The organism is Shinella sp. G-2 (genome assembly GCF_050172695.1).
In the GTDB taxonomy this organism is placed as follows: Bacteria; Pseudomonadota; Alphaproteobacteria; order Rhizobiales; family Rhizobiaceae; genus Shinella.
Window position 1 is genome coordinate 108384 of sequence record NZ_JBBEYH010000001.1, and the last position, 24026, is coordinate 132409.

The window sequence follows — 24026 nt, forward strand, 5'->3', positions numbered from 1 at the left end:
GCGACGTCTTGCGACGCCGCGCCAGCCTGGGAGGAATTATTCCTCGATCGTCATGTCCTCGAGCGTCCACTGCATGGCGGGGGTGAGCTTGAGGTTCTTCAGACGGGTCGAATAGGCGACGGCGAAGGGCGCGTCGAAGAGCGGGACCTGGGCGGCCTCGTCCGTCGCGATCCTGGCGATCTCCTGGTAGATGGCGGCGCGCTTGGTCTCGTCTTCCTCGCGCGAGCCTTCCTCGGTCAGCTGGTTGACGCGGGCATTGTCGTAGAAGGTGTTGAAGGCGTGCGAGTCGCAGGCGCCGCAGATCGCCCAGCGCACGGCGGTATCCGGATCGGTCAGCTCGTTCGTCCACCAGGTCGGCGTCGCGTCGTATTCGGCGGTCGCCGTATCCGACCACCAGGTCGCCACGTCGACATTGACGATGGACGGCTTCAGGCCGATCGCTTCAAGCTGTGCCTGCATGAAGAGCGCGATCTGCTGGGTCGCCTGGCCGGCCGTCACCGGTATCTTGACCTCCTTGCCGGCCATGCCTGACGCCTCGATCAACTGCTTGGCCTTTTCCATGTCGGGAGCGAAGCCGGCATAAGCCTTGTCGTGATAGTCGAGGCCGGAGGGCAGGACCGTATTGGCGGGCGTCGCAAGGCCCGTCGTCACGATCTCGGTGATCGCCTTCTTGTCGAGCGCATAGGCGACGGCCTGGCGCGCCCTGACGTCGGAGAAGGGCGCGCGGCTGTGGTTGAGCAGCACGGTATAGATGACGTGCGAATCCTCCATGCGCATGTCGATGCCTTCGGTCGCGGAGAGGTCGGCAGCCTGCGACCATTCCACTTCGCGCATCACGTCCACTTCGCTGGATTTCAGCATGGCGGCCGCCGTTTCCGGCTCGGCGATTTCAAGCAGTTCCACCGTGGCGTCGGACTTCGGATAACCCGTGCGCCAGTAGTTGGCGTTCGGCACCAGAACCAGCTTTTCGCCCGGCTTCCATTCCTTCACGGCATAGGGGCCGGAGGTGACGGGCACGTCGGCGAAGGCCTGTTCGCCGCGCTTTTCGACATCGGCCTTGGAGACGATGCCGGCATTCCACATCTCGAACTGGCCGAGCTGCGAAACGAGCGGGTTCTTCATCTTGACGACGACGGTCCTGGCGTCAGGCGCCGCGAAGGATTCCACCGCGCCGAAGGTCGAGGGCAGGGCGGATTGCGGGTCGGTGCGCACGCGCTCGAAGGAGAAGACGACGTCGTCGGCGGTGAGCGGCGTCCCGTCGGAGAACTTCGCTTCGCGCAGGTGCAGCGTGTAGGTCAGGCGGTCGTCGGAAATCTCCCACTTTTCCGCAAGGCCGGGTTCCAGCGCGCCGGTATCGGTGTTGCGATGCAGGACACGGGCATAGAGCTGGCCGAAGGTTTCGATATTGCCGGCCGCGGCGGAGCGGGACGGATCCAGCGTCGTCGCCGGATAGGGCGAGGCGATGCGCACGAGCGCCTCGGCATGGGCGGCGGCGCTCATGCCCATCGTCGCGACCCCGAGGGCGACGGAGGCCGCCAGTACAAGCTTGCTCAGTTTTCTCATGGCTTCTCCCCTTTTGAAGGCCGGGCACTCCTGTTGCCGGGCGATCTCTGGGGGAGATTTTGTGATCTCAGATCACGATTGTGTCAACTTGAACTTTGCAAATTTCGTGATTTGTGATCACAAAATTTTCTCGCAAAGCGGAAGGTTCTGGGCCGAGAGGCCGGAAATTTCTGCAATTTCAGCGCCTTCGCAGCCTGGGCGGCGGAATGGGGCGTCTCAGGGAAAGTGTGCGGCTAGGCGCGCAGGACGTCGCCCGTCAGCTTGGCGCGACGGGTGAGGTAGCCGGCGAGCGGATCGTCGAAGGCGTTTTCCGCCGAGCAGACGGCATCGAGGAAGAGCGAGAAGAGGCTGGCCTGCGAGGTGACGTCGAGCTTGGCGTAGAGGTTCCGCCGGTGCAGCTTCACCGTCGCCGGCGCGATACCGAGCTTGGCGGCGGCTTCCTTCACCGAGTGACCGCGCAGGATGAGTTGTACGACCTGGCATTCACGGCCGGTCAGAACGCTGCGGCCGAAATTGCGCACGGCCTGCGCCAGCGCGCTTTGCAGCAACGGCTCGTCGTCCCGGCCCTCGGGGCGAAGGTCCCGGTAATGCCGCACGATGGCCTTGACGAGCAGCGGCGTTGCGGTGCGCAGGAACCTGAGGTCGAGGGTGGTGAAGGCGGGGCGGGTGGCGCGGCGGGCGAGCGAGATGGCGAACTTGGTGTCTGCGTCGAGGCTCACCAGCACGTTGATCTCGTCCTGCAGGCCGGAATACTGGTAGAACTCTCGGTAGTAGTCGCTGTCGCCGAAGCCGGTGTCGAGCTGGCTCAACTGGTGCACGCCGTCGATACCGTCTTCCAGCGTCAGCCGGTAGAAGGGATCGAGCCGGTAGTAGCCCTGCAGATATTGCTGGATGTTGGACAGACCCCGGTCCGTCCGCCAGTCGTTGAACAGGATCTTCGGCGCAAGGCCCCGGCGGTAGAGCAGGACGAGGCTGGCGTCGAAAGCGATCTGCTGCTTCAGCGCGTTCATGATGCGCTCCTGGAAATCCAGCCGGCCGATGCCGTCCAGCAGCGCCATGGCCAGATCGGAAATGGCCGAGACCTGTCCGTCCTCAGTCAATGTTTCGACAGTCATATGTTCCCCGCGGCCGATTCCGGTTCCGTCGTTTGCCCATAGTTCTATGCGTGAACCTTGCGTTTGTCTCGCCCGACAAGAAATGCACATGCACCCCATTGCGTGATCTGAGATCACAGTATAGCGTTTAAGCATCGCCGGGGGAAGCTGCCTTCCGGTGGCATTTGCCGGGTCGGCGCAGAGATGAAGCCACGGGAAACCGCGAGACTGTGCGGCGGCGAATGGGTGGTTCCGGATATTGTGGGGGTTGCCGCGCAAGTGGCATGGCATGAAATGTGCCTGCTGCAGTGCGAGTTTCATCCCCATTTTCGTTCCGGTGACGCTGGCGGGCGTCTTGCAGGACGAGCCGGATCCACTCCTGCAGCGGGGGATTGAGAAAGGACAGGCCATGGTCGGCAGAACCGCTTTCGAGGAGAGATACGGCTTTCGCCGCGATCAGGTGAGGCTCGGCAACTGGCGTATGACGCCGTTCAGCGCCTGGGCGTTCCAGAATGTCGGCGAACTGGTGCCGAGCGCCCATGTCTGGGGCGGAACGGGCGAGGCGGATGCGCCGCTGGATCCGGCGGGCCTTGTGGCCGAGACCGTGTCGCTGCCCGGTGGCAAGGAGCGGATCGGCGACTTCCTCGCCCGCTCCCATGCCGACGCCCTCACCGTCATGAAGGCTGGCACGTTCGTTGCGGACTGGTTCGCGCCGACGATGGACGCCGGCAACCGCCACATCGCCTTTTCGATCAGCAAGTCCATCGTCGCGGTCGTCGCCGGCGCCTTGCAGGAGGATGGCCTTCTCGACCCGCAGGCGCCTGTCACGCACTATGTGCCGGAGACGGCCGGCTCGGCCTATGGCGATGCGACGGTCCAGCATGTGCTGGACATGGTGGTCGCCATCGACATCGACGAGGCCTATCTCGACCAGAACAGCCCCTTCGGGCGCTACCGCAAGGCCATGCTGTGGAATCCGGGTGGCGGCGAGGAGGGGCTTGCCGAATTCCTCTGCACGCTCCAGCCCCTGCCGGGCGACCATGGCGACATCTTCCGCTACCGTTCGCCGAACACCGACATGCTCGGCGTCATTCTCGAGCGGGCCTCCGGCCACCGCATGCCCGATCTCCTGCGGGAAAAGCTCTTCGCGCCGCTCGGCGCACGCGGGGCGGTGTCGATCACCGTCGACCGTGAGGGCACCTGCCGCTCGTCGGCCGGCATCTCGCTCACCCCGCGCGATCTCGCCCGCGTCGGCGAGATGATGCGGCAGGGCGGTGTTGCTGCGGGCAGGCGCCTCGTCTCCGAAGCCTGGGTCGCCGACACGATCGGCGGCGGCAGCAAGGACGCCTGGGACAAGAGCGATTTCCACGGGCTCTTCCCGAAGGGTCGCTACCGCAACAAATGGTACCAGACGGGCGAAGGCGCCTATTGCGGCATCGGCATTCACGGCCAGTGGCTCTACATCGATCCGGCGAGGGAAACGGTCATCGTGCGCATGTCCTCGCAGCCGGATCCGGTGACCGATCCGTTCGACCGCGACAACATCGCGTTTCTTGCCGCGCTGTCCCGCATGGTCTGAGGCAGGCGTGCCGGCGTCGTTCGCGGGACTTGCGCGGGCGCCGGCAAATCTCCTACCAAGGGCAACGGCAGCAACGCGCAAGGCGGTTTTCGAGGGACGGACATGGCGGCGAAGAAGGCGACGAGCATCACGGCGATCGAGGCGCCCGTGCCCATGCACGAGCAGGTCTATCAGCAGATCGTGCATGCGCTGATGGCCGGGCATTTCGAGCCGGGCCAGAAGCTTACCTATCGCAAGGTGGCGGAGCAGTTCGGCACCAGCCCGATGCCGGTGCGCACCGCCTTCCAGCGCCTGCAGGCCGTGCGCGCGCTGAATCTTCTGCCGAACGGCAGCGTCGAGGTGCCGCTTCTCACCGTGCCGTCCTTCAACAGTCTGATCGAGGCGCGCCTCGCCATCGAGGGCACGGCGACGGAGCTGGCGACGCCGCGGCTCAACGGCAACAGCCTGCGCACCGTCCGGCACCATTGCAAGGCGCGCACGGAGGCCGCCAAGGCCGGCGACATCGATCGCTACCTGCAGGCCAATTTCGATTTCAAGTTCGCGATCTATCAGCACTGCGGCAACGAATACCTGCTGTACATCATCGAGATCCTCTGGCTCCAGGCCGGTCCCTTCCTGCGCAAGCTGGTCGAGGGCACGACCTTCACGCCGACCGAAGCCCTCGACGTCGATTTCCATGAGCGCATCATGGACGCTCTGGAGGCGAAGGATCCGGTCGCGGCCCGTGAGGCCGTGGCCCACGACATTCGCGAGGCGGCGCAATACATGCTGAAACACGCGAAGTTCATGGCGGGCTGAGGCGGCGTCTTCCGACGCCGCCGGTTTCTCGGAGGTTCAGTCTCGTCCGGACCAGCGGCTGCCGACAGCGACGGCAAGCCGCTGTGCCAGCGAACGGACCGGAGACGGCGCGGCGAGGGTCGGCTTCGCCCTGGGAGCCGCGACGGCTTCCACCGCCTGCCGTCCGTCGCCAAGACGAAACTGCGCGATCCGGCCCGACAGCGCGGCGACTTCGCCGACCAGCGTGTGGCAGGCGGCGTTCGTCTCTTCCACCATGACGGCGTTCTTCTGCGTCGTCTCGCCGACCACCGTCACCGCGGCATTGATCTCCTGCAGGCTGCTCGACTGTTCGCGGGCGGCGAAGACGATCGCCTGCACATTGGCGTCGATCTGCTGCACCTCGCCGACGATGGTTTCCAGCGTCTCGCCGGTCTGCCCGACGAGCGACACGCCGCGATGCACCTGTTCGCCGGAGGCGGTGATGAGCAGCTTGATCTCCTGCGCCGCCTTGGCCGAGCGCTGGGCAAGATCGCGCACTTCCTGCGCCACCACGGCGAAACCCTTGCCGGCTTCGCCCGCGCGGGCGGCCTCCACGCCGGCATTGAGCGCAAGCAGGTTCGTCTGGAAGGCGATGGTGTCGATCACGCCGATGATGTTGAAGATCGATTGCGAGGATTGCTCGATGGCGCTCATCGCCTCCACGGCGGCGCGCACCACGGTGCCGGAGCGCTCGGCATCCTGCTTGGCGCGGCTCACCTGCACGCCGGCCTGTTCGGCGCGGGCGGCCGACCGGGCGACGGAGCGGGTGATCTCGGACAGCGCCGCGGAGGTCTCCTCCACCGAGGCGGCCTGCTGCTCGGTGCGGCGGGCAAGATCGTCGGCCGCCCGCTGGATTTCCGTCGAGCCCTGCTCGATGGTCGCGGCATTGTCGCGGAAGGACAGCATGGCGTCTTCGAGCTTTTCCACCGCGGCGTTGAAGTCGGTGCGGATGCCGTCCAGCGAACCGGTGAAGGGTTTTGTCAGCCGCACGCCCATGTCGCCGCCGGAAAGGCGGGCAAGGCCGGCGCCGAGTTCGGCGACGACGAAGCGGATTTCCTCCTGTCGGGCCTGTTCGGTGAGGCTGCGTTCCTGCCGGTCCGTTTCGTCCTGTTCGCGGCGCGCGACAGCCTCCGCCTCCAGCGCCACGCGCTTGCGGTTGCTGTCGAGCAGCACGCCGAGCGAGCGGGAGAGGCTGCCGAGTTCGTCCGTCTTTTCCCGGTCGGTCAGCTCGACGTCGAGGGTGCCGTTCGCAATCGCCGTGGTTTGGCCGATGATCCGGCCGATGCGGCCGACGAAGCGGCGGGCGATCACCCAGCCGGCGAAGGCGACCAGCACCGCGCCGCCGGCAATGAGGCCGATGGCAATGGTCTGCAGCCGCGTCAGGCTGGCAAAGACCGTCGCTTCCGGCACGGAGACCACGGCATACCATTTCGCGCCGGCAAAGGGTTCGACCGGTACGGCGATGGCAAGCGATGGCGTGCCGTCCTTCTCGGGGAAGTCGTGAATCTGGTCCGGCGCATCGAGCAGGGTCTTCCAGGCTGTCTGGTCGAGATCCGTCTTGTCGAGCGGCTGGCCGAGCACCGTTGCGTCGGGATGGGCGACGAAGCTGCCCTTCTCCGTGACGAGCGCCATGTAGCCGGTGCCGAGCGGCCGGATCGCGCCGAGCCGTTCGGTGATGGCGTTCAGCACGAGATCGCCGCCGCCGACACCAAGGACGATGCCATCCACCTTGATGGCGCCGGAAATCGAGGCGAGGCGGGTAACCTTGCCCTCGACCGCATATTCGAAGGGTTCGGTCAGCCGCAACGCCCCTGTTTTCAGCGGCTTCATGAACTGTTCCTGCGCGTCCGGCAGGTCATAGTCGATGGTCGGCTCAAGCTTCAGGTCGTCTCCCTTGCGGAAGACATAGGGGATCAGCCGGCCCGAGGCGTCGTGCATCGGCTTGCCGGCGAATTCCGCGTCGCGGCCGTCGAAGGCGTTCGGATTCCAGATCGTGGCGAAGCCGGCGAGTTCCGGCGCGGTGGCGAGCGATTGCAGGAGAAGGCGGTTGATGTCCTCGCGGGTCGCGGTGCCCTGCCGCTTCAGCACCGCCATGGAGGCGTTGAGCTGCTCGACGAAGCGGGAGGCCTGCCGCAGCTCCATGGTGATCTGCATCGCCTGCGTCACGGCTTCCTGCCGGATCTTGTCGCGGCTTTCCTCCAGCATTTCCTGGCGGGCGACATAGAGAAGACTTGCCGCCGTGCCGACCGTGGCGATCAGCCCGAAGGCGATCGTCGCGAAAATATTGCGCATCGTTGCCGATTTGAACACCGTTCCCTCCTCGTTCGGTCTTCGCGTGTCTCAATGCAGGGGGAAGCCCAGCGCCGAGACGAATTTCAGCCAGGGCAGCCGCCATCCGCCCTTCCGGTCGGCCGTATCCAGCGCATTCATGGTGATCTGCGCGCCAAGCCAGCGGAACGGTTCCGGCGGCACGATGGACGGCATCTGCGTCGCGAATTCCAGCCGGCTCTCGGGCAGCGTCGAGCCGGCCAGGATGTCGAGCGCGACGCGCGCGCCGAAGCGCGAGGCCGAGACGCCGAAGCCGGAATAGCCGCCGGCATAGACGACCTTGCCGCCGTAATAGCGCTGGAAATGCACCGCCATGCGCGTCGAAAGGTCGATGGCGCCGCTCCAGGCATGGCTGAAGGAAAGGCCTTCGAGCTGCGGGAACGTATCGAAGAAGGCGCTGGCGAGCGGCGCGTAGGTGTCGTGCGCGCGGTCGATGGCGGGCGAGGTGTCGCCGTTGAAGGCATAGGCGAGGCGGCCGCCGAAGATGATGCGGTTGTCTCTCGTCAGGCGCATGTAGTTCATCTGCGTGCGCATGTCGTAGATGCCCTGCCGGTTGCCCCAGCCGATAGCCGCCATCTGCGCGTCGGAGAGCGGCTGCGTCGCCAGCACCCGGTCGCGGATCGGCACGATGCGGCGCTTGATATGCCTGTGCCCGGCCATGAAGGCATTGGTGGCGAGCAGCACCCGGTCGGCGACGATCGTGCCGTGCGGCGTGGTCACGCGCATCTTGCCTGCCGTCTCCTCGATGCCGAGCAGCGGGGTGGTTTCGTAGATTTCGACGCCGAGGCTCAGCGCGAGGCGCTTCAGGCCCCAGGCGAGCAGGGCAGGGTGCACGGTGCCGGCGACGTCCTTGGTCCAGACGCCGGCCTTATAGCGCGGCGAGCGGATATGCTCGGCAAGGGCGCTCTGGTCGAGGAAGACGGCGTTATGGCCGTATTTGAGATGCAGGTCGTGCTCTTCGTGCAGGCTGTCGATCTGGCTGTCGTCGATGGCGACGTTCAGTTCGCCGCCCCATTCGGCGTGACAGTCGATGCCGTTGTCGGCGATCGTCTGCATGAATCCGCGCATGTTCTCCTGGCCGAACGCTTCCAGCGTGGCGATATCCTTGGGGAAGATGCGGGCGGCATTGGAGAGCCCGTGCATGACCGAGGTGGAGGCGACCCCACCGTTCCGGCCGGACGCGCCGCTGGCGATGCTCGATTTCTCGATCAGGATGACGGCGCAATCGGGTTTTGCCTGCCGCGCCTGGATGGCGGCCCAAAGGCCCGTGAAGCCGCCGCCGACCACCAGAAGGTCGGCCTTGCGCGGGGCGGTGAGGGGAGGCAGCGCTGCCGGCCGGTCGGGTCGATCCAGCCAGAAGGGTTCCATTTTCACGTCGGCAAGCGCTTTCGATACCATGGTACGCATCTCCTCCCCTCCGCCTGCCGTTACTTCGACGTCTGGAGGACGTAGATCTTGCGCATGGTTTCCAGCACCTCGAAGCGCACTTCGGTGGCCGGGGGCAGGATGTAGCTTTCACCCGGACCGAAGGTCTCGACGGAACCGTCCGGATTGGTCAGCGCGACCTTGCCGGAGACGATGACGGCATATTCGGTGCCGTTCGGATAGACGAGCATTTCGGCATAGGGGGTGCACTGCCAGGTGCCGATGACGAGCGAGCCGTCGGCGCTTTCGAAGTGGACGTCGCCCATCTCCTCGGCAAAGCCGGAGAGAATGGCTTCCGCCGGCACGACGCTGCACTTTTCGAGCGCGTTGAGGCCAACGCCGTCGCGGCCGAGCTTGATGACTTTCGACATGATGAAATCCTAACCTTGGTTGGCAACTTGCCTGCTTTTGCAGGACTTGCCCGTATTTCGCCCGCGGCCGGAAACTGCGGAATACGCCAAAAGGGTAGGTGAAAAGCAGCCTCCGCCATGGGCGGCGCGGCGCCAAAACAGAGACGGGGCCGGGACATTCGCGCCTCGACCCCGCCATCCGGGAGAAACTGTTGAGCACAGCTCATCTGGTGGACGCAGATTGTATACCGCGCCGCCCGAAAAGCCGGAAACTAAGGCCGCATTATCAACGCGGCCGCACTATTTTGCGGCTGTGAACACTGGGTTTGCGCTGCAAATAGAGGGTTGATGCGGATCGTACATGGGCTCATGATCATTGTACATGGTCCTTCCCGATGGATTGTCGACATTCCCTATCTGCAAGTGTTGATGATGCACTTTTTGCATTGTACACAATAATTGCGGTCTGATGGATCGCGATGGGGTGGCCGGCTGCTGGAGGGCGGCGCGGCTTCTTCGTCCAACAAATACCCATGGGAGGGGAGTATGAAGCAGGCACTTCTTTCGATTTGCGCGGCTGCGCTCGGACTGACGCTGGCTGGTCAGGCCTCGGCTGCCGGCACGCTGGAAACCGTCAAGGCGCGCGGCAAGCTCATCTGCGGCGTCTCGCTGACGGTGCCGGGTTTCGCGGCGCCGGACGACAAGGGCCGCATGCAGGGCTTCGACGTCGACATCTGCCGCTCGATCGCCGCTGCCGTCTTCGGCGACGGGGAAAAGGTCGATTTCGTTCCGACCAACATCAACACGCGCTTCCAGGCGCTGCAGTCCGGCGAGATCGACGTGCTGTCGCGCCAGACGACGCATACCTTCTCGCGCGATGCTTCGCTCGGCCTCGATTTCGGTCCGACGGTCTTCTATGACGGCCAGGGCCTGATGGTGCCGAAGTCGCTCGGCGTTTCCAGCGCCAAGGAACTGACGGAAGCCGCGATCTGCACCCTGCCGGGCACCACGACCGCGCAGAACATCTCCGACTTCTTCGCCGCCATCAACGGCAAGTTCGAGCTCGTCGTGTTCGAGAGCCCGGACGAGAACCGCGCCGCGTTCTATTCGGGCCGCTGCGAAGCCATCACCTCGGACCGCTCGGACCTTGCCTCGATCCGCTCCGTCGCCAACAATCCGGAAGATTACGTCGTCCTGCCGGAAACGATCTCCAAGGAGCCGCTCGCGCCGGCCTTCCGCCAGAACGATTCCAACTGGGGCGACATCGTTTCCTGGTCGGTCTGGCTGCTGATGGCCGCCGAAGAAAAGGGCATCACCCAGGCGAATGTCGACGAGAAGCTGAAGAGCGAGGACCCGGACGTACAGCGCATGCTGGGCGCCACCGAGGAACTCGGCAAGATGCTCGGCCTCGACAACAAGTGGGGCTACAACGTCATCAAGAGCGTCGGCAATTACGGCGAAATCTTCGAGCGCAACGTGGGCGAGGGCACCAAGCTCGGCCTGACGCGCGGCCCGAACGCGCTGTGGAACGCCGGCGGCCTGATCTACTCGCCGCCGATCCGTTGATCGCTTCCTAGAGCGATCTTCCCGGGCGCGCGCGTGGCGGTGCGCGCGCCCTTTCTTTCCCGATACCGGCGGCGAGGTTTCATGGCTTTCCTGCATGACATGCGCTTTCGCGCCTATTTCTATCAGGTCGTGGCGATCGGTTTCGTCGCCCTCGTCGGCTGGACCCTGGTTTCCACGGCAAGCGGCAACCTCGCCAAGCAGAACATCGCGACCGGCTTCGACTTCCTGACGCGGCCGGCCGGCTTCGTCATCACCGAGGCGGCCATCGCCTTCGAGCCCACCGATACGGTCGGCCGGGCCATCCTCGTCGGCATCGCCAATACGGTGAAGGTCTCGCTGCTGGCCGCCTTCTTCGGCACCGTGCTCGGCCTTGCGGTCGGCATCGCGCGCATGTCGCACAATCCGCTGCTGGCGCGCCTTGCGCTCGTCTATGTCGAGCTTCTGCGGAACGTGCCGCTGCTGCTCTATCTCTTCCTCTGGTATTCGCTGATCATTCTCATCCTGCCGCCGGTCAAGCAGGCGCTGCATCTTCTGCCGGGCGTCTATCTTTCCAACAGCGGTCTCGTCGTGCCGGCAGCGCTCGTCGAACGCGGCGGCCTTGCGCTGCTCGTCGCTCTCGTCGCCGGTGCGGCGGCGGCCCTCGTCATCCGCAGCGTGGCGACGAAGAAGCGCGTCGCCACCGGCCGGTCGAACCATGGCGGCCTCCTTGCGCTTGCCGCGCTGGTCGCTCCCGCGCTGCTGCTCTGGCTTGCCGGCGGCGTTTCGATCAGCTGGGATTTCGCGACCGCTGGCAAGTTCCGCCTGACGGGCGGGCTGCACGTGCGGCCGGAATTCGTCGCGCTGCTCTTTGGCCTCGCGCTCAGCGTTTCGGCCAATGTCGCGGAAATCGTGCGCGCCGGCATCCAGGCCGTCAACAAGGGACAGTGGGAGGCATCGTCCGCACTCGGGCTTTCTCGCGGCAAGACCATGCGGCTCGTCGTGCTGCCGCAGGCGCTGCGCATCATCATCCCGCCGCTCACCAACACCTATCTCACCGTCTTCAAGAACAGTTCGCTGGCAATCGCCATCGGCTACCCCGACCTTGTCACCGTCTCCAACATCGTGATGAACCAGACCGGGCAGGCCATGGAGACCATCGCGATCTTCATGGGCGTCTATCTCACGCTGTCGATCGCCATCTCGCTGCTGATGAACTGGTACAATGCGCATGTCGCGCTGAAGGAGCGCTGATATGACCGACGTCCAGGCCCTCGTCCTCGCGCCGCCGCAGCCCGCGCCCGGTGCCGCACGCATGGGTAAGTTTTCCGCCTATTTCGGCACGCCCGGCAACACGCTGGTCAGCCTCCTGTCGATTGCCGTCATCCTGTTCGTCGTCAAGCTCGCCTTCGGCTGGCTGGTGGTCGATGCGGTGTTTTCCGGCGACGGCGCGGTGTGCAAGGCGGCAAGCGGCGCCTGCTGGCCCTTCGTCGGGCAGAAGCTGCGCTACATGCTGTTCGGCTTCTACCCCTACGAGGAGCAATGGCGGCCGATGCTCGCCCTGCTGCTCTTCTTCGGCGCCTGCCTCTTCTCCATGATGCCGCGCTTCTGGAGCCGCGGACTGCTGATCGCCTGGATCGTCGTCATCCTGCCGGGGCTCTACATTCTCATGGCCGGCGGTGTCTTCGGCCTGTCATCGGTGCCGACGACGAACTGGGGCGGCCTGCCGCTCTCCTTCACGCTCTCCTTCGTCGGCCTGACGCTTGCCCTGCCGCTCGGCATCGTGCTGGCGCTCGCCCGGGCCTCCAACCTGCCGGCGATCCGCGTGCTGGCCATCGGCTTCATCGAGATCGTGCGCGGCGTGCCGCTGATCAGCATCCTGTTCATGGCGACGGTCATGCTGCCGCTCTTCATGCCCGAGGGCACGACCATCGACAAACTGCTGCGCGCGCAGGTGGCGATCATCCTTTTCGCCTCCGCCTATATCGCCGAGATCGTGCGCGGCGGCCTGCAGGACGTGCCGGCCGGGCAATACGAGGCGGGCAAGTCGCTCGGCCTGCACTACTGGCAGGTCATGCGCAAGATCGTGCTGCCGCAGGCGCTGAAGAAGGTCATTCCGCCGATGGTCGGCCTGTTCATCGGCTTCTTCCAGGATACGACGCTCGTCACCATCGTCGGCCTTGTCGATTTCCTCGATACGGTGCGCTCGGCGATCCGCGACCCGGAATGGCAGGGCATCGCCGTGCTCGAGGGCTATCTCGTTGCTGCCGCCGTCTACTTCACCTTCAGCGCCCTGATGGGCGCCTACAGCCGCTTCCTCGAAAAGCACTTCAGGACGACCTATGCGTAACGTCACCGTCATCCGCAACGCCCGCACCGTCGTCGCCTATGATGGCGCAACGGGCGGCCACGCCTATCTGGAGGAGGCCGACGTCGCCTTCGACGAGACCGGTTTCCTCCATGTCGGCGGTCGCTACGAGGGGCCGTTCGCGGCGGAGATTTCCGGCCGCGACCGCATGGTCCTGCCGGGCCTTGTCAACGTGCATTGTCATTCCGGCGAAGAGCCGATCTCGAAGAGCTTCTTCGAGGACCAGGGCACCGCCGCCCTCTGGGGCCAGGCGATGTACGAATTTTCCACACTCATCGAGATCGGCGACGATGCGGTGAAGGCCGCGCTCACCGTCATGCTGGGCGATCTGCTGCGCAGCGGCGTCACCACCTTCGTCGACATTGCCGGCCCGCATGACTGCTGGTTGCCGACGCTGGCGGAAAGCGGCGCGCGCGCCTATGTCGCGCCCGGCTTCCGCGAGGCGCAGTGGCATGTGGAAGACAGCCACCGCCTCGATTTCCGCTGGAATTCCGTCCGTGGTCGCGAGGCCTTCGCGCGGGCGCTCGAAACCGTCGACGCCGCGCGGGCGCATCCCTCCGGCCGGCTCGGTGGCATCGTCGCCCCGGCGCAGGTCGAGACATGCTCGCCCGAACTCTTGCAGGAAGCGGCCGAGGCGGCGCGCAGCCGCAAGGTGCCGATCACCATCCATGCCGCCCAGACCATGGCCGAGCATGAGGAACTGCTGCGCCGTCACGGCCTCACCGCCGTGCAGTATCTCGAAAAACTGGGCGTTCTCGGCCCGGATCTCATTCTCGGCCATTGCATCTTCATCGACAGCCACAGCTGGACGCGCCAGCGCACGGCGGACGATCTCGGCCGCCTTGCGGCAAGCGGCACGAGCGTTGCCCATTGCCCCGTCACCTTCGCGCGCAGCGGCATGATCCTGCAATCGGTCGGCCGCTATCGCCGGAGCGGCGTCAACGTGGCGCTCGGCACGGACAGCTACCCCTTCAACATGCTGGAGGAGATGCGCACGGCGCTGATCAATGCCCGTATCGCCGCCGGCACGGTCTTCGACGTCTCGACCGCCGATATGCTCGACGTGGCGACGCTGACGGGGGCGAAGGCTCTCGGCCGTAGCGATATCGGCCGCATCGCCAAGGGCGCGAAGGCGGACTTTTCGCTGATCGACCTGAAGCATCCCGGCATGCAGCCGGTCTATGACCCGTTGCGCAACCTCCTGCATTGCGCCGCCGAGCGCGCGGTCGCCGCTGTCTATGTCGATGGGGCCTGCGTCATGGAAAACGACCGGCCGACACGGGTCGACTATGACGGGGCGCTTGCGGAATTGCAGGCGGTGCAGGACTTCGCGGTGCGCCATTTCCAGGCGAACGATCCGCGCGGCCGCTCCGCCGCCGCGCTCGCCCCGCTCTCGTTGCCGGTGCTGCCGCATCCGTGATGCTGCGGATCGCCAAGGCGTGAGGGAAGCCGTATGATGCCGCTCCCGATCCCCGACACGGCCGTACCGCGCATGCATCGACGCCTGACATTTCTCCGTTCCTCGGCCGCGCTTGCCGGCGGCTGGCTGCTGATGCTCGCGGCCTTCGGCATCTATTCGGCAACGAGCCACCGGCAGGCCTTCGAGCAGGAGGTGTCGGAAAGCGGCCGCGCCTTGCAGCGGGCGATCTCCCAGCGCGTCGCCCAGCACGATGCGCATCTCACCGGCCTCAGCGCCCTCGGTCTCGCGCAGGCACAGCCGTCGGAGGACTTCGACCTCGTCGCCAAGTCGATCCTGCGCTTCTACCCGCGCATCGTCGCCATCGACCTCATTCATGTGCCGGCGGGGGCGGCGGCCGGCGTGGTGAGTTCCGCAAGGTCCGACGACGGCTCGACGGCCGATCCAGAACAGGTTTCACGGGCGGTGGAAATGCTCACCCCCGGCAAGGCCGCCTATGGTCCGGACGCCAAGCCCGGACATTACCGGGTGATGAAGCGCATGAACGATACGATGGCGGTCAGCCTCGATATCGACGGCGCCAAGCTGGTCGAGGGGGAAGAACTGCCGAACTGGGCGACGCTGCGGCTGTCCACCGCCGAAGGCCCGCTGCTGGAAACCGGGGCGAAGCAGCCCGTTGTCGAAGGGTTTCTCGCCCGTACGGTGAGCTTCGATGCGCCCATCGTCAGCAGTACGCAGCCCTTGCGGCTCTCCCTGCAACGCCATGTCACCCCGGCGCAGCTTCTGCCGCCGCTGCCCTTTCTGCTTTTCGCCGCCATCTCGCTCGCCGGCCTCGTTCTGGTCCGCTCTCTCCTGAAACACCGGCAGGAGGCGGCGGTGGCGCGCGAGGCGGCGGAGGCGGCCTCGCGGCGCGAGGCCTTGCGCCAGCACGAAACGAAGCTCGCCCATGCGCTGCGCATCAACAGCATGGGCGAAATGGCCTCCGGCATCGCCCATGAGCTGACCCAGCCGCTGACAGCGCTGCTGAGCCAGAGCCAGGCGGGCCGGCGCATTGCGGCGGCGAACGGCCTGACGGACACGCCCATCGATACGGTGCTCGCCGCCAATGTGCTGCAGGCCAAGCGCGCCGCCGATATCCTCGTGCGCCTGCGCGCCTATGTCGGCAAGAGCGCGCTGGAGGCCGGAATTCACGACCTCGGCCGCCACGTTGCCGATATCGTCGCCCTCTCGCGCATCGATCTCGACCGGCGCGGCATCGCGCTCGATATCGACGTTCCCGAAGCCCCCGCCCTGGCGCGGATCGATCCGGTCGAGATCGAACAGGTCATTCACAATCTCATCCGCAATGCGGCCGATGCGGTGGAGCAGGCGGGCAGGGCGGACGGCCGGGTTCTGGTCGCGCTGACGCCGGCAGGGTCGAGCTACGAGATCACCGTCTCCGACAATGGCACAGGCATTCCGCCGGAAATCCTGCCGCGCCTGTTCGAGCCGTTCTTCTCCAGCAAGCCTGACGGCATGGGCCTCGGGCTCAGCCTGTGCGAAAGCATCGTCGAGCGTTTTGACGGCAGCATTGCCGCGGAGAACCGGGCGGACGGCGGGGCGGTCTTCACCGTGCGCCTGCCGGCGGCGCGCGACATGCACACACGAGAGGAAGCAGCGGAATGACGATGGCGCCGGTCTATCTGGTCGATGACGACGAGGGGGTGCGCAGCGCGCTTTCGCTGCTGCTCGGCACCTATGGCATTCGCATCGAGACCTTCGGCGACCCCACCGCCTTCCTGGCGCGTGCGCCGAAACTGAAGCCGGGTGTCCTGCTGCTCGACCTGCGCATGCCCGCCATTACCGGCCTGCAACTGCATGAAAGGCTTGCCGCCATCGGCTGCGACTGGCCGACCATCATCTGTACCGGCCATGGCGACGTGCATGCCTGCCGGCGGGCCTTCAAGGCGGGCGTCGTCGATTTCCTCACCAAGCCCATCGACGAGCAGGTGCTGATCGAGGCCCTGCAGCAGGCCTCCGGCGCGCTCGACGCGCATGCGGAAAGGGCCGAGGCGGCAAAGCTGGTGGCGCAGCTCACCGACCGCGAGCGCGAGGTGCTGGATATGGTGGGACGCGGCTGGTCGACGAAGGAGATCGCCGACAGCCTGCAACTGTCGCCGCGCACGGTGGATACGCATCGGGCGAATATAGCCCAGAAACTCGGCACGACCTCGGTCGCGGAGTTCGCGCGCTTCGCCCTCATCGGACAGGCTCCGTAGCCTTACGGACGCCGCTCCGTCCGTCCACCGATACCGGAAAACGTGGAAATCTCCGAAAAGAGGGCGTCGCCGCAAACGAGATGGAGCGGCCCCAGATGGAGATCACCATGAAGACGTTCGTTGCCACTGCCTTTGCCGCTCTCACCCTTGCCGGCGCCGCCCATGCCGAAGTCCTGACCGAGCGCAACATGCCGCTCGACATCGCCGTCGAAGCCGCCGACGCTGCCGTGAAGGCCTGCGCTGCCAAGAAGTTCAATGTAACGGTTGCCGTCGTCGACCGTGCCGGCGTCACCCGCGTCGTCCTGCGCGCCGACCGCGCCGGCCCGCATACCCTCGACAGCGCCGTCCGCAAGGCGTTCACGGCGGCCTCCTTCCGCACGCCGACCCAGAAGATCGCTGAAAATGTCGGCAAGAACCCGGCTGCCGCCCAGCTCGTTTCCATCGAAGGCCTGCTGGTTCTCGCCGGCGGCGTTCCGGTCAAGGCCGGTGAAGAAACCATCGGCGCTATCGGCGTGGGCGGCGCACCGAGCGGCGACATCGACGACGAATGCGCCCGCGCCGGCATCGACGCCGTCAGCGCCAAGCTGAAGTAAGCCTTCGTCAGCCGCTGCCGTCATCCCGGCCCATCCAGGGTTCGACGATGACGGAGGCGCTTTGCGAAACCATGGCCTCGGCATCGTCGGATGCCGGGGTTTTTCCATTGCGGGCAAACGCATAGACTGGGCGGACGCATCAGGAGAATGTTCATGCGCCCAACGATTCCCGCTCTCGCCGCCTGCCTGCTTCTTGCCGGACCGTCGCTCCTTTCGGCCAAGGATGCCGCCTATGTCGCCTGCGACAACGGTCTGCGCTGCCTGAAGGCGCCATGTCCCTCCACCACGGTGCGCGATCTAGCGACCGGCAAGGAATGGAAGGGGGCGTCCCCGGATATCAGTGGGCTTTCGCAGGCCGACCAGCAGCGCATCCGCGACACGGATGCCCTCTATTTCGGCCGCCTCGTGTTGCGCGGCCATATTGCACGGCAGGCGAAGGAGAACTCCACGCTGGTCGTCACCGGCATTGCGCGGAAGACGAAGCCGGCGGAGCGCCGGCATTGCCCCAAAGGCTAGAGCATGTCAGGTTCTGATTGAACCAGACATGCTCCGAATTCTTTTGTTTTCGTTTGTCTTTTCGGGAAAACCGGTTCCCACTTTTCCCTGACAAACTCTAGTCGCGGTCGGGCGCGCCGAGCGGGAAGAATTTGCGGAAAGGCCGGCCCTCGTCGACGGCGCGGGCGAAGGACGGGCGGGCGAGCAGGCGCTTTCGATAGGCATGCACATTCCCGAAGGCCGGATCGATGGCATGCGTCCAGTCCGCATAGAAGAGGAACGGGCCGGCGCCGCAATCGGCCAGCGTGAAGGCATCGCCCGTCGCCCATTCCTTGCCGTCCATATGCCGGTCGAGCCAGGCATAGGCGCGCTCCAGCATCTGCCGTGCATCATTGACGCCATAGGGGTCGCGATCGGCCTCCGACCGGATGGCGTTGAAGACGATCTTCTGCTGCGGCGTCGAGATGTAATTGTCGAAGAAACGGTCGAGCATGCGCACTTGGAGGGCCGCCGCCGGATCGTCGGGAATGAGCTTCACCGGCCCCGGATAGTGTAGGCCGAGATATTCGATGACGATGCTGGCTTCGACGATGGTGCTGTCGCCGTCGACGAGAATGGGAAAGCGCTTGATCGGCCAGCGCGCCTCGAAATCGGCAAGCGTTTCGGGATCGGCATGATCGAGCAGGCGGTACTCGAAATCCGTGCCGTTCTCGTAAAGCGCCGTCAGCGCCTTCTGGCAGTAGCTCGAAAAAGGGTGGGCATAGAGTACCGGCTTCATGGCAACCTCCGCGTCTTCGCGGATTGTTGTCGCAAATCTGATTGCAAAATGCAATCGGATTTTCCCTTGCTCACTCCGTCAGACCCAGGAAGGCCCGCTGCAGGTCCTCGTTATGCGCCCGGGAGAACTGGCTGCGCGCGAGGGGGATTGCCAGAACCAGAAACACCAGGGCGGTCACGAACAGCGCGCCCGGGTTGAGAAGTCTTGTTTTCACGCATCACCTCGTCATTCACGGCTCTTCATGCGCCGCCAAGCTGACTCTTGCCTGAACGCGCCCGCCGCTTCGTTCAGTCAGTCTCGTTCAGGCGGCTGTCAGCTTGGTCCGGCAGGGAAGGCGCAGAATGGCGGTCTCATGCGATGGATCGCCGGAATGGCATGAAAGGACATCCCATGCGCGAAGGAGCCGGCCGCAAAGCCTTCTGGCGGCCCGAACTCGGCAGCGTCACCGTCAGCATCCTGACGGCGCTCTACCTTCTGACCCTCACCAACTGGAGCTTCTGGTCGAAGGGCTGGCTCTATCTGGAGGGGCGGCCGACGACGTTCGCCTCCATCGCCATCGGCATCGCCTGCCTCTACATCGCGCTCTGCGTCGCCGTTTCGGTGAAATATGTGATGAAGCCGTTCTTCATCCTGCTCATCCTGTCGGCGGCGGCGGGCGCCTGGTTCATGGACCGGTTCGGCGTGATCATCGATATCGAGATGATCCGCAACGTGGCCGAAACGAACAGCGCCGAGGCCGGTCACCTCCTTACGCCGGGCTTCGTGCTGCACATGCTGGCCTATGGCGTGCTGCCCTCGCTGCTGCTCGTCTGGGTGAAGGTTCGCCATCGCACGTTCTTCGCCAAGGTGCGGGGCAATCTCGCGGTCATCGTCCCGGCGCTCGTGCTCGCGCTTGTCGCCGGTCTTTCCCATGGCCGCATCTATGTCGCGGCCGTGCGCGCGCATCACGACTGGTTCGAGGTGTTGAACCCGTTCGTGCCGCTTGTCACCGCCGCCTATTTTGCCGCCGGTCAGTCCGGCGATCTCAATGCCGTCGCCGCCCCGCTCGGCGAGGATGCCCGCGTCGCCGACGTGCCGCTGACCGAACGCAAGCCGCGCCTGATGATCGTCGTTGCCGGGGAGACGGCGCGGGCCGACAATTTCTCCCTCGGCGGTTACGGCCGTGACACCAATCCGGAACTGGCGAAGAAGGACATCCGCTATTTCCCCGACACGACGAGCTGCGGCACCGCGACGGCCGTCTCGTTGCCCTGCATGTTCTCGGTCTATACGCGCGCCGACTACACGCATCGCAAGGGGCTGGAGACGGAGAACCTGCTCGACGTGCTCACCCATGCCGGCGTGAAGGCCGAATGGTGGGACAACAATACCGGCAGCAAGTCGATCGCCAAGCGTGTCAAGGAACGCTCGCTGATCGAGGGTGGAAATCCGCGCGACTGCTCGGGCGGCGAGTGCCGCGACCAGGTGATGCTCGACAATCTCGATGCCTGGATCGGCTCGGTGAAGACGGATACCGTGCTGGTGCTGCACCAGATCGGCAGCCACGGCCCGGCCTATTTCCAGCGCTATCCGGAAGAATTCCGCCGCTTCACGCCCGATTGCCGCAGCACCGAGTTCTCCAACTGCACGAAGGAGGAGATCCTCAACGCCTATGACAATACCATCCTTTACACCGATCATATCCTTGCCGGGGTGATCGACCGGCTGCAGAAGCAGGAAGACCGTCTCGACGTCTCCATGCTCTACATGTCCGACCACGGCGAATCGCTCGGCGAACTCGGGCTCTACCTGCATGGTGCGCCCTATATGATCGCCCCGAGCGTGCAGACCCATGTGCCCTTCGTGCTCTGGCTCGGCAAGGACGAGAAGGCCGCCTATTCCACGGCCTGCCTCGATGAGGAAACGAAGAAGCCGCAGTCGCACGACAACCTTTTCCACAGCGTGCTCGGCATGATGCGGGTGGAGACGACGGTGCGCGACCCGGCGCTGGACCTCGTGTCCAACTGCCGGCTCGGGGCGACCTCCTGAATGCCAGGGCGGTGACAACGGGGGCGGGCGTCTTATATTCTCCGGATTCGGAAGGTGGCCACGAGGCCGCCGGGATGCGGGGAAGCCAGTCTTTGAGAGTTCTGCTGATCGAGGACGACGCGGTTCTGGGCGAGGCGGTGCGCGACTATGTCGCCGGGCTCGGCCATGCCGTGGACTGGATGCAGACGCTGGAGGACGGCCGCAACGCCACCGGAACCGTCGACTACGACCTGATCCTTCTCGACCTGCGCCTGCCCGATGGCAGCGGGATTGCGCTGCTGACGAGCCTGCGCCGGGCGGGCATGGCGACGCCCATCATCATCCTGACGGCGCATGACCAGATTTCCGATCGCATCGAAGGCCTGAACAGCGGGGCGGACGACTACCTCGTCAAGCCGTTCAACCTCGGCGAACTCGGCGCCCGCATGCTGGCCGTCGCCCGGCGTTATGCCGGCGCGGCGCTGCCGCTGCTGGAGGCCGGGCCGCTGACCATCCAGCTTGCCGACCGGCGGGTGCTTCGCGAGGGCCGGCCTGTCGATCTCTCCAGCCGCGAATGGGCGGTCCTGGCGCGGCTTGCCGCCCGGCCGGACGCCGTCGTTTCCAAGGGGCAGATCGAGGAAGCGCTCTATGCCTTCGGTTCGGAGATCGAGAGCAACACGGTGGAGGTCTATGTCAGCCGCCTGCGCAAGAAACTGGGCAAGGACTGCGTGGAGACCCTGCGCGGCATCGGTTACAGGCTGGGACGATGAAGGGGTTCAAAAGCCTTGCCGGCCAGTTGATGCTGTGGATCACCGTGACCATCACGCTGCTCTGGCTGGTGGCGGTCGGCTTCGGCGCGCTGGTCATGCAGGACGAGTTCGGCGAGATTTTCGACAGTGCCCTGCAGGAGACGGCCGAGCGGCTCGTGCCGCTGGTTTCCGACGGCCTGCTGCGGCCCGACGACCTCATCGCGCCGCGCCGCATCGAGGCGTTGCGCGGGCCTGCGGAAGAAGAATACCTGACCTATCAGGTGCGCGACGCAACCGGCCGCGTGCTGCTCCATTCGCAGACCGCCGCCGTCGAGCCCTTCGGCGCGCCGCTCGAAGTCGGCTTCTGGCAGGCCGAGACGGGCCGCATCTACACCGCCGGCACCCCTGACGGCACGATCTTCGTGCAGGTGAAGGATTCCGCTTCGGAGCGGCAGGAGGCCATGATGGAGGGCGCGCTTGCGCTGCTGCTGCCGGTGCTGCTCATCGTTCCCGTCACCATCGCCGCCGTCTGGTTCGTCGTGCGCCGGGTGCTTTCGCCGGTCGAAACCCTGCGTGCGGCCATCGGCGAGAAGGACGGCGGCAATCTCGCCGCCATCGAATCGGCCGGCCTGCCGCAGGAGCTGAAGCCGATCCTGCGCTCGGTCAATCTGCTGTTGTCGCGCCTGCGCGCGGCGTTCGCCGCCGAGCGGGAGTTCACCTCCAACAGTGCGCATGAGCTGCGCACGCCGATTGCCGGCGCGCTGGCGCAGACCCAGCTTCTCCTGTCCGAGCTGAAGGAGGCGCCGTCCAGGGCGCGCGCCCGGCAGATCGAGGCGTCTTTGCAAAAGCTCGCCAAACTCACGGAAAAGCTGCTCCAGCTCGCCCGCGCCGAAGCGGGCATCGGCATGACCGAAACCACATTCGATGTCGCAGACGTGGTCGGCGTCGTGGTCACGGACTTCCAGCGCGCTTCCGAGGATGCCGGACGGATCCGCAGCCGCAGCGCGCTTTCCGCCCCGATGCTGCGGGAAGGGACGGCGGATGCCTTCGCCATCGTCCTGCGCAATCTCATCGAGAATGCCCTGCTGCATGGGCGGGCGGATGAGCCGGTGGATATTTTCCTGACCGCCGAGGGCAATGTGCGCATCGAGAACGGTGCCGCGCCGCTTTCCGAGGCGGAGCTGGCGGCGGTGCGCAAACGCTTTTCCCGCGGCAAGACGGTCGCGCCCGGCTCCGGCCTCGGTCTGTCCATCGCCGAGCGCCTGCTGGCGCAGATGCGGGCGAGCCTCGTCCTGACCTCGCCCATTCCCGGCCGTGTTGACGGTTTCCGGGCAGAAATCGTGTTTCCCGCCGCAGGCTGACACAAGCCGCCTCACACCTGCTCCATTTCCGAACAGCCTCGTTTTCCAGCATTTCCGGTTCAGAAAGGACAGGAATGCTTCCCCATATTTTTCCCTTTGCATGTGAGAAAGGTGTGGCTTTATGCCGCATTGTGTGGTTTTCTGTGGTCATAATCAGAAAAGGTGGGGAATATGGGTCGTAAACCGGAAGACTATGCGCGGCTTTTGGCTAGCGCTCTTTGCAAGCTTCATGCCGCGGAGTGCCGTGGGGCATCGCCCCTCGTGTCGGACGACAGTCTTCGCGTCATCACCGACACCATTGCCGCTGCAATGGACGATGCCCGGAAAATCCATGTCGAACAGGAAGTTGCGGCGATGCGTGAACGCCGCGAGCGACTTCATCTGCACTCCTGACGCTGCATCCTGACAGCGCCGTCGCCTGGGTTCCGTGCGACGGCGGCCTGCCTCGTGGATGACTTTCCCGTTGTGGCGCGATAGGTCTTTGCACCTGTGCGCAACGATTCCGGGGAGGGGCTGACATGGCGGACTGGGGCAGGACGGGCGACGGCAGGATCGCATTGGTCACGGGCGGCGGCACGGGCATCGGGCTTGCCGTCGCGCGCGGCCTCAGCGGAGAAGGCTATACGGTCGTCATTACCGGGCGGCGCCCCGCGGTGCTGGAGAAGGCGGCGGCGGAGATTTCCGCCGAAACCGGGCATCCGGTGCGCGGCATGGCCTGCGACGTCGGCGATCCCTTGCAGGTGGCGGCGGTCTTTGCCGAAGTGAAGCAGGAATTCGGCCGCCTCGACGTGCTGGTCAACAATGCCGGCTCCAACGTATCGCCGGCGCTTCTGGAGGACATTCCCTTCGAGGAATGGTCGAGCATTCTTGCCGCCAATCTCACGGGCGCCTTCCTCTGCACGCAGCACGCCTTCAAGATCATGAAGGACCAGGTCCCGCGCGGCGGACGCATCATCAACAACGGCTCGATTTCCGCGACCACGCCGAGGCCGAATTCGGCGCCCTATACCGCGACCAAGCACGCCATCACCGGCCTCACCAAGTCGACGGCGCTCGACGGCCGCAAATACGACATCGCCTGCGGCCAGATCGATATCGGCAATGCCGCGACGGACATGACCGCACGGATGAGCGCCGGCATCCTCCAGCCGAACGGCGAGATCGCCTCAGAGCCGACCATGTCGGTCAAGCACGTGGCCGATGCCGTGATCTACATGGCCAGCCTGCCGCTCGACGCCAATGTGCTGACCATGACGGTCATGGCGACCAACATGCCGTTCGTCGGGCGGGGGTAGGGGCGGAA

22 protein-coding genes are annotated in these 24026 nt (G+C 65.4%); 14 read left to right on the plus strand and 8 right to left on the minus strand.

The features are described from left to right. Nucleotides 1-36: 36 nt before the first annotated feature. Nucleotides 37-1563 (minus strand): ABC transporter substrate-binding protein, encoded by a 1527-nt coding sequence (locus tag V8U06_RS00555; RefSeq protein WP_427139054.1) that lies wholly within the window; start codon nucleotides 1561-1563, stop codon nucleotides 37-39. Between the two features lie 233 nt (nucleotides 1564-1796). Next, on the minus strand, nucleotides 1797-2678 hold the full coding sequence (locus V8U06_RS00560; RefSeq protein WP_226918392.1) for a helix-turn-helix transcriptional regulator: 882 nt from the start codon (nucleotides 2676-2678) through the stop codon (nucleotides 1797-1799). A 388-nt stretch (nucleotides 2679-3066) separates the two neighbouring features. Here V8U06_RS00560 and V8U06_RS00565 point away from each other — a divergent pair, with 388 nt between their 5' ends. Together V8U06_RS00565 and V8U06_RS00570 are read left to right on the plus strand one after the other, a co-directional pair. Further along, nucleotides 3067-4236, plus strand: coding sequence for a serine hydrolase domain-containing protein (locus V8U06_RS00565; protein WP_427139055.1), 1170 nt, complete (start codon nucleotides 3067-3069; stop codon nucleotides 4234-4236). A 102-nt stretch (nucleotides 4237-4338) separates the two neighbouring features. After that, nucleotides 4339-5034, plus strand: a complete 696-nt coding sequence (locus V8U06_RS00570) for a GntR family transcriptional regulator (RefSeq protein ID WP_226918394.1) — start codon at nucleotides 4339-4341, stop codon at nucleotides 5032-5034. A 36-nt stretch (nucleotides 5035-5070) separates the two neighbouring features. On the opposite strand, the gene V8U06_RS00575 is transcribed toward V8U06_RS00570, so the two are convergent. From V8U06_RS00575 to V8U06_RS00585, 3 genes are read right to left on the minus strand one after another with little or no spacing between them, the layout of a single operon-like run. Next, entirely contained in the window at nucleotides 5071-7344 is a 2274-nt protein-coding gene (locus V8U06_RS00575) for a methyl-accepting chemotaxis protein (RefSeq protein WP_427139552.1), read from the minus strand. Nucleotides 7345-7392: 48 nt separating this feature from the next. Continuing rightward, entirely contained in the window at nucleotides 7393-8778 is a 1386-nt protein-coding gene (locus tag V8U06_RS00580; RefSeq protein ID WP_427139056.1) for an NAD(P)/FAD-dependent oxidoreductase, read from the minus strand. 29 nt (nucleotides 8779-8807) lie between these two features. Then, entirely contained in the window at nucleotides 8808-9176 is a 369-nt protein-coding gene (locus V8U06_RS00585) for a cupin domain-containing protein (RefSeq protein ID WP_226918397.1), read from the minus strand. Between the two features lie 525 nt (nucleotides 9177-9701). On the opposite strand from V8U06_RS00585, the gene V8U06_RS00590 reads away from it, so the two are divergent. From V8U06_RS00590 to V8U06_RS00625, 8 genes are all read left to right on the plus strand, one after another. Beyond that, nucleotides 9702-10721: an amino acid ABC transporter substrate-binding protein gene (locus V8U06_RS00590; RefSeq protein ID WP_226918398.1), complete on the plus strand. Its 1020-nt coding sequence runs from the start codon at nucleotides 9702-9704 to the stop codon at nucleotides 10719-10721. An 81-nt stretch (nucleotides 10722-10802) separates the two neighbouring features. Beyond that, a complete protein-coding gene (locus V8U06_RS00595; RefSeq protein ID WP_427139057.1) occupies nucleotides 10803-11951 on the plus strand; it encodes an amino acid ABC transporter permease in 1149 nt (382 codons plus the stop codon). A 1-nt stretch (nucleotide 11952) separates the two neighbouring features. Then, nucleotides 11953-13047 carry an amino acid ABC transporter permease gene (locus V8U06_RS00600; RefSeq protein WP_427139058.1) on the plus strand — a complete coding sequence of 365 codons (1095 nt, stop codon included), beginning with the start codon at nucleotides 11953-11955 and terminating at the stop codon, nucleotides 13045-13047. Beyond that, the gene (locus V8U06_RS00605) at nucleotides 13040-14485 is read left to right on the plus strand and encodes an amidohydrolase family protein (protein WP_427139059.1); all 1446 of its coding nucleotides are present in this window, start codon (nucleotides 13040-13042) and stop codon (nucleotides 14483-14485) included. Before V8U06_RS00600 ends, V8U06_RS00605 begins: the two co-directional genes overlap by 8 nt. A 33-nt stretch (nucleotides 14486-14518) precedes the next feature. Then, on the plus strand, nucleotides 14519-16147 hold the full coding sequence (locus V8U06_RS00610) for a sensor histidine kinase (protein ID WP_427139060.1): 1629 nt from the start codon (nucleotides 14519-14521) through the stop codon (nucleotides 16145-16147). Then, nucleotides 16144-16740 carry a response regulator transcription factor gene (locus V8U06_RS00615; protein WP_226918403.1) on the plus strand — a complete coding sequence of 199 codons (597 nt, stop codon included), beginning with the start codon at nucleotides 16144-16146 and terminating at the stop codon, nucleotides 16738-16740. Before V8U06_RS00610 ends, V8U06_RS00615 begins: the two co-directional genes overlap by 4 nt. A gap of 107 nt (nucleotides 16741-16847) precedes the next feature. Next, nucleotides 16848-17333, plus strand: a complete 486-nt coding sequence (locus V8U06_RS00620; RefSeq protein ID WP_427139061.1) for a GlcG/HbpS family heme-binding protein — start codon at nucleotides 16848-16850, stop codon at nucleotides 17331-17333. Nucleotides 17334-17486: 153 nt separating this feature from the next. After that, nucleotides 17487-17849 carry a hypothetical protein gene (locus V8U06_RS00625; RefSeq protein WP_427139062.1) on the plus strand — a complete coding sequence of 121 codons (363 nt, stop codon included), beginning with the start codon at nucleotides 17487-17489 and terminating at the stop codon, nucleotides 17847-17849. Between the two features lie 97 nt (nucleotides 17850-17946). On the opposite strand, the gene V8U06_RS00630 is transcribed toward V8U06_RS00625, so the two are convergent. Continuing rightward, nucleotides 17947-18606, minus strand: coding sequence for a glutathione S-transferase family protein (locus V8U06_RS00630; RefSeq protein ID WP_427139063.1), 660 nt, complete (start codon nucleotides 18604-18606; stop codon nucleotides 17947-17949). A 70-nt stretch (nucleotides 18607-18676) separates the two neighbouring features. Further along, a complete protein-coding gene (locus V8U06_RS00635; RefSeq protein WP_226918407.1) occupies nucleotides 18677-18820 on the minus strand; it encodes a hypothetical protein in 144 nt (47 codons plus the stop codon). A gap of 176 nt (nucleotides 18821-18996) precedes the next feature. Between V8U06_RS00635 and V8U06_RS00640 the strand changes: the two genes are divergently transcribed. The 3 genes from V8U06_RS00640 to V8U06_RS00650 all read left to right on the plus strand — a co-directional run bounded on the left by V8U06_RS00640 (nucleotide 18997) and on the right by V8U06_RS00650 (nucleotide 22723). Next, the gene (locus tag V8U06_RS00640; RefSeq protein ID WP_427139064.1) at nucleotides 18997-20634 is read left to right on the plus strand and encodes a phosphoethanolamine transferase; all 1638 of its coding nucleotides are present in this window, start codon (nucleotides 18997-18999) and stop codon (nucleotides 20632-20634) included. 92 nt (nucleotides 20635-20726) lie between these two features. Continuing rightward, a complete protein-coding gene (locus tag V8U06_RS00645) occupies nucleotides 20727-21383 on the plus strand; it encodes a response regulator transcription factor (protein WP_226918409.1) in 657 nt (218 codons plus the stop codon). Then, on the plus strand, nucleotides 21380-22723 hold the full coding sequence (locus V8U06_RS00650) for a sensor histidine kinase (RefSeq protein WP_427139065.1): 1344 nt from the start codon (nucleotides 21380-21382) through the stop codon (nucleotides 22721-22723). Before V8U06_RS00645 ends, V8U06_RS00650 begins: the two co-directional genes overlap by 4 nt. A gap of 153 nt (nucleotides 22724-22876) precedes the next feature. On the opposite strand, the gene V8U06_RS00655 is transcribed toward V8U06_RS00650, so the two are convergent. Beyond that, complete coding sequence (locus tag V8U06_RS00655; protein ID WP_427139066.1) at nucleotides 22877-23104, minus strand: hypothetical protein; 228 nt, start codon at nucleotides 23102-23104, stop codon at nucleotides 22877-22879. 137 nt (nucleotides 23105-23241) lie between these two features. Here V8U06_RS00655 and V8U06_RS00660 point away from each other — a divergent pair, with 137 nt between their 5' ends. Then, entirely contained in the window at nucleotides 23242-24018 is a 777-nt protein-coding gene (locus V8U06_RS00660) for an SDR family oxidoreductase (RefSeq protein ID WP_427139067.1), read from the plus strand. Nucleotides 24019-24026: the final 8 nt, after the last annotated feature.